Below are 3,931 nucleotides of genomic sequence, written 5' to 3' on the forward strand. Positions count from 1 at the left end.
ACAACTGAATGAAGAAGGACGAACAATTATTATTGTAACGCATGATATGGAAGTAGCGAATAAGTGTAATAGAATTATTGAGTTAGTTGATGGGGAAGTTGTGCGGAGTTAAATGATAGTAATAAGGGGATATATACTGTTCTTATTATAACAAAGCAGGGTTAATAATCATGGTAGAACGTCGGTTACTCCTTCTTTAGGCATGTTTATGAAGTGGAAAGATAACAAATTAAACATAGTATGAAGAAAAAACGCCTTGTTAAATTGAAGTGAACTTCTAAAACTGGACACCTATCAAAACACCTAAACCATCTATTCCCTAAAGAATTTAGGGAATAGATGGTTGGATTTTTCTAGAATTCGCACACTAGTGTAGTAATGAATGTATTCTAGCACAATCTTTCGCACAGTTATGTTGGATACTTTTGTTATTTCTTGTGAGTAGAAGCTTCAATTTTTAAATGACTTTCCACTTTATTTCTTCTGGGTAATGAACTCCTGTCTTCAAACGAAAAAAACCTCCGTTGAATTTGCATACTTAGTATACGAATTCAGGAGATGTTTTTTTCATGTACCACTATTCGGGTTCACTTCATAACTACAGAAGGCTTTTTAAAACAAGGTATATTATTGGGATATTAATGATCAGTAAGTTGCTCATCTGAATGTACAGGGGGAAATAAAACAGGATTAGGAAAAATCTTAGTGTATGAAAATCAACAGTCAATTTTAAAAATAGCGTAACTTAGATTTTATGTCATTTTGTTAGAAGGAATGTAAAGGATATGTAAAAATGTTAATTTTAGTAATATTCTCACTTATCTGCTATTTTATCTTATATAATGAGGTCACGGCCTGAAAATACTTAAATATTTAAGTGAATATTTTAAACAAGGGGGATTAGTGATATATGAAAAGCTTAATTAAAAAGACATTGGCTACTCTAGGTATAACAGCTTGTGTAGTAGGTACGATTTCTCCAGTTTCATTTGCCACAATTAACTGGGATTCAAGTGCAGCATGGGTGGGTTCTGGAGCTAAAGCTTCTGCATCTGCTTATACAGCAAAAACAAATGAACCTCATTATTACAAGATGACTGTAAGTGCTCGTTTTAATGATGGATCCTCTGGTTTTAGACAATTGCCTAATGCTTCAAGTTCTGATCGTGTAAGTGTCAATTTTACATCAAATGGGGCGGTAAGCAGCGGTAATTCATCCCATGAATGGATAATGGTCGGCGATAGTGCGTACACATCAAAGGCTATGACAATTAAGTAAGAACTATATAAATAATAATAAAAACCGTGAAAAAATTTTATACCTTTTCACGGTTTTTAAAATTCGGAGGATATATGAATCTAATATTAAAAGAAATAGCGGTGAACAAGAAACTATTCAGTATGTTATTTATTGGATTTGTATTGACGATATTACCAATACTTATAGCTATATCAACTCGAGATTATTATGATGAGAAATTTTATGATAGTAAAAATGGTTATTTCAATTATTACTACTCCATTGAGCTAACTGGTATGGGAGAATTGAATTTTAAAGAATTTCAAAAATTAACAGAATCTAAATTTAAAAATGCTAGCGTTATTACAAATGATATTCGCACTACTATTCCCAATATCGGTCAAGTGACTATCATTGGTCTTATTAATATGAATTGGTCTCCACCGCTGCTAAAAGGTTCTCCCATGAAACAAGGTGAAGAAAATAATGTAATTATAGGAAAGAAAATTTATAAAGATTCTGCAACAATAAAATTATTTAATAAGGAATATACAGTTAAAGGTGTGGGTGGAGCAAATACTGGAGATGAATATAATTATAAAATTTACGTCTCGCTAAATGATATGCCAGATGAGGTGAAACGAAGTATACAGAATGAAAATACATTTCAAATGATAGTTAGGTCTAACGGGGATCCTAAAAAGGAGATAGACAGTTTCATTCAGCATGTTAAGCAGAAGAGAAAAGATACAAATATCAAAGTGATAAATGAAAAAGAGAATTATGAGAAAGAAAAAAACTCAAGTCAAGCAGTGGAAGAATTGCTAAGTTTTCCATATAGACTCCTTTTCATAGCTTTAATTAATTGCATAATTGTAAGTTATTTTTGGATTTACACGAAGAAAAAAAGTCTATCACTCAGGAAAGCCTTGGGAGCAAGTAGCTTGAATCTTTTTATATTTATATTTAGTCAACTATTCATATGTGCAATCACAGCAGCAGCCTGTGCAATAGGTATACAATGGATTTTAAGCATTTTGAGTACAAGGATTTTAGAATATACAAGTTATAGCATTAGTTTCGGTTTTTTCCATATTGTAATGAGTATATTTAGCGCTTTTTCTATATCTTTCATTACCGCTTTCATGCCATTCATCTATGTGTTAAAAAGTGAACCTGCTAAAACTTTGAAGGAGTCAAAAATATGATGAGAATAAAAAGCGCTGTAATAGCTTTAAAAAAGAGATTTTTATTTTCACTGCTGCTCCTCATACAATTTACATTTGGATTATCAACTATAACGAGTTCTATTAATGTATTTTCGAATTTATACTATCTCAATGACAATTCCAGTTCGGTATTAGATTTGAACAACACATACTTAATTTCTTTCGATATGACTACAGATAGGTTAAGAAGTGATCAATTCAATAAAGAGCAAATTCAACAGATTTATAATAAAATTCAACAAAATAAAGATGTGATTTCATTTGGAACATACGAAGAGCGAATAATAGAATTAGAATCGAGTAATAGATTACTTAAAAATAGTATGCTTGCTGATTTGAAAAATAAAACTTTTCATGATGAAAGACCTACTATTAATTCGATCCTAGTAGATGAAAACTATTATAGGTTACTTGATTTTTCTTTCAAAAATGGTAAAGGGTTTTCACGCCAAGATTTTCAAAAAAAAGGTGAAGAGAAAATGAATGTGTTAGCTGGTTCTTACTTTAAAGAATATTTTCAAGTAGGGGATACAATTAATAATCGATATACAATTATCGGTTTTTTACCAGAAAATAAATTCATTGTAAATAATAATTCAACAAATACATATTTAAAGCTGGATAAAGCGATGATACTGCCTATGTCATCTGAAATGTATGGAGAATATGAATCAATGTTTTTAAGGTTGCATCAAAGTACCGTATTAACTTTACGAAAAGGTGCAGATGTAAAGGAATTACAAGAAACAATTCAACTTAAAGGAAACAGCGTTACGTTACATTTGAAAAAATTGGGAGAAGAAATAAGTAAAGATATTACGGTTAATAGCTACTCTGAAATCCCGCAGCTTATAGTAGGAATACTATTTATTCTATTTTCAATAGCAGGAATTGTTGTAACCACTATCGTCTCTATTATGATGAGGAAAAGGGAATTCGGAATAAAAATGGTTCTTGGAGAAAGTAAGATTGGAGTTTTCATTCAAATTGTTTTAGAAAATACTATAGTAGGAATAGCTGGTTTCGGAATGGCACTATCGTACTTTTCATTGAGATATGGAGCTCTTCTCCAAACAGCAAAAGATCTAAACGTGGCGTCTGTATTAGATTTTAAATTAAATCTACCTATATTATCGTTAGTATTCCTATTCTTATTATTGATCATCGTTGTCTCGAATGTAATTGTCTTCTTGTTTATTAGAAAGCTCGAACCGAAAACATTAATAGGGGGGATGGAATAATGAGTTTAATTGAATTGAAAGACATTAAGAAGGTGTATAGTAACAAGAATCATAAAACGTTTGCGTTAAATGGTATAAATTTAACGATAAACAAAGGTGAAATTATCGCTGTAATGGGTCGGTCAGGTTCAGGGAAAAGTACTCTATTAAATGTTATCGGGTTAATTGATATACCAAATGCGGGTGAATATACGTTAAATGGAAAATCATTAACTGAAATT

General features: G+C 31.0%; 4 protein-coding genes and 2 pseudogenes. 5 read left to right on the forward strand and 1 reads right to left on the reverse strand.

Annotation, left to right across the window (positions count from 1 at the left end; all coding sequences use genetic code 11):
- A pseudogene (locus ACTFNE_RS27220) lies at positions 1 to 112 on the forward strand (ABC transporter ATP-binding protein); the annotation flags it as partial.
- A gap of 200 nt (positions 113 to 312) precedes the next feature.
- On the opposite strand, the pseudogene ACTFNE_RS27225 reads toward ACTFNE_RS27220, so the two are convergent.
- Positions 313 to 450 (reverse strand): annotated as a pseudogene (locus tag ACTFNE_RS27225) (IS3-like element ISBt2 family transposase); the annotation flags it as partial.
- Between the two features lie 460 nt (positions 451 to 910).
- On the opposite strand from ACTFNE_RS27225, the gene ACTFNE_RS27230 reads away from it, so the two are divergent.
- From ACTFNE_RS27230 to ACTFNE_RS27245, 4 genes are all read left to right on the forward strand, one after another.
- A complete protein-coding gene (locus tag ACTFNE_RS27230; RefSeq protein ID WP_000838457.1) occupies positions 911 to 1,279 on the forward strand; it encodes a hypothetical protein in 369 nt (122 codons plus the stop codon).
- A gap of 74 nt (positions 1,280 to 1,353) precedes the next feature.
- Complete coding sequence (locus ACTFNE_RS27235) at positions 1,354 to 2,448, forward strand: FtsX-like permease family protein (RefSeq protein WP_270705863.1); 1,095 nt, start codon at positions 1,354 to 1,356, stop codon at positions 2,446 to 2,448.
- Complete coding sequence (locus ACTFNE_RS27240) at positions 2,445 to 3,710, forward strand: ABC transporter permease (protein WP_170869006.1); 1,266 nt, start codon at positions 2,445 to 2,447, stop codon at positions 3,708 to 3,710. Before ACTFNE_RS27235 ends, ACTFNE_RS27240 begins: the two co-directional genes overlap by 4 nt.
- Positions 3,710 to 3,931 (forward strand): ATP-binding cassette domain-containing protein (locus ACTFNE_RS27245; RefSeq protein WP_439998590.1); only part of this gene is annotated, 222 nt, incomplete at its 3' end. The genes ACTFNE_RS27240 and ACTFNE_RS27245, both read left to right, overlap by 1 nt.

The organism is Bacillus cereus group sp. MYBKT111-2, assembly GCF_051915205.1.
Taxonomy (GTDB): domain Bacteria; phylum Bacillota; class Bacilli; order Bacillales; family Bacillaceae_G; genus Bacillus_A; species Bacillus_A paranthracis.